This is a genomic window from Streptomyces sp. NPDC005070 (assembly GCF_053600395.1).
In genome coordinates this window covers 1-1,002 of record NZ_JBSFZS010000606.1, presented here as the reverse complement: position 1 = coordinate 1,002, position 1,002 = coordinate 1, and the positions used below count along the sequence as shown (strand labels likewise).

2 protein-coding genes are annotated in these 1,002 nt (G+C 70.7%); both read right to left on the bottom strand.

Features of this window, described 5'->3' with window-relative positions; genetic code table 11:
• On the bottom strand, positions 1-99 hold a 99-nt coding region (locus ACWEBX_RS41515), incomplete at its 3' end, for an FAD-dependent oxidoreductase (RefSeq protein WP_451889831.1).
• A gap of 30 nt (positions 100-129) precedes the next feature.
• On the bottom strand, positions 130-1,002 hold an 873-nt coding region (locus ACWEBX_RS41510; RefSeq protein ID WP_451889830.1), incomplete at its 5' end, for an ABC transporter ATP-binding protein.

The following is a 1,002-nucleotide window of genomic DNA, read 5'->3' as shown; positions in this document are numbered from 1 at the left end:
GGCCTCCAGGACGAGCACGTCGGTGCCGGCGGCGGCCAGGTCCCGGGCGGCGGCGAGCCCGGCCAGCCCGGCGCCGAGAACGATCACGTCGTGATGCATCGGTTTCGCTTTCAGATCGGGTGGGGGCGGTCAGGCGAGGACGAGGCAGTGCTCGGGCCGCCAGCCGAACTCGACCGTCTCGCCACCGCTCCAGCGGTCCTCCATGCGGGCGCGCGCCGTGTTCTGCTCCAGCACGGACAGGGTGACGCCGGGCGCGAGTTCGATCAGATACGTGGTGGTGGGGCCGCTGTAGACGGTCGCGCGGACGACTCCGCGCAGCACCGACATGCCCGGTTCGAAGTCGGACAGCCAGACCTTCTCGGGGCGTACGGAGACGCTGACCGAGGTTCCGTCGGCGATGGCGGCTCGGGGGCCGACGGGCAGGGCGGGGCCCTGGTCGAGGGTGACCTCGCCGCCGCGGTAGGTGCCGGTCATCAGGTTGGAGGTGCCCATGAAGGAGGCGACGAAGCGGCTGGCGGGGTGCTCGTACACGTCCTCGGGGGTGCCGCACTGCTCGACGCGGCCCTCGTTCATGACGCAGATCCGGTCCGACATGGTCAGTGCCTCGTCCTGGTCGTGGGTGACGAAGACGAAGGTGATGCCGACCTCGCGCTGGATCTGCTTGAGCTCCACCTGCATCTGGCGGCGCAGCTTCAGGTCGAGGGCCGCGAGCGGTTCGTCGAGCAGGAGGACGGCCGGCCGGTTGACCAGGGCGCGGGCGAGGGCGACGCGCTGGCGCTGGCCGCCGGAGAGGGTGCGAGGCTTGCGCCCGGCGAAGCCGTCGAGCTGGACCAGTTCCAGCATCTCGCCGACGCGGCGCCGGGTCTCCGCCTTCTCGACGCCCTTGCGCTTGAGGCCGAAGGCGACGTTGTCGGCGATGCTGAGATGGTCGAACAGCGCGTAGCTCTGGAAGACGGTGTTGACGTTGCGCTTGTTCGGCGGCAGCGCGGTCACGTCTTCGCC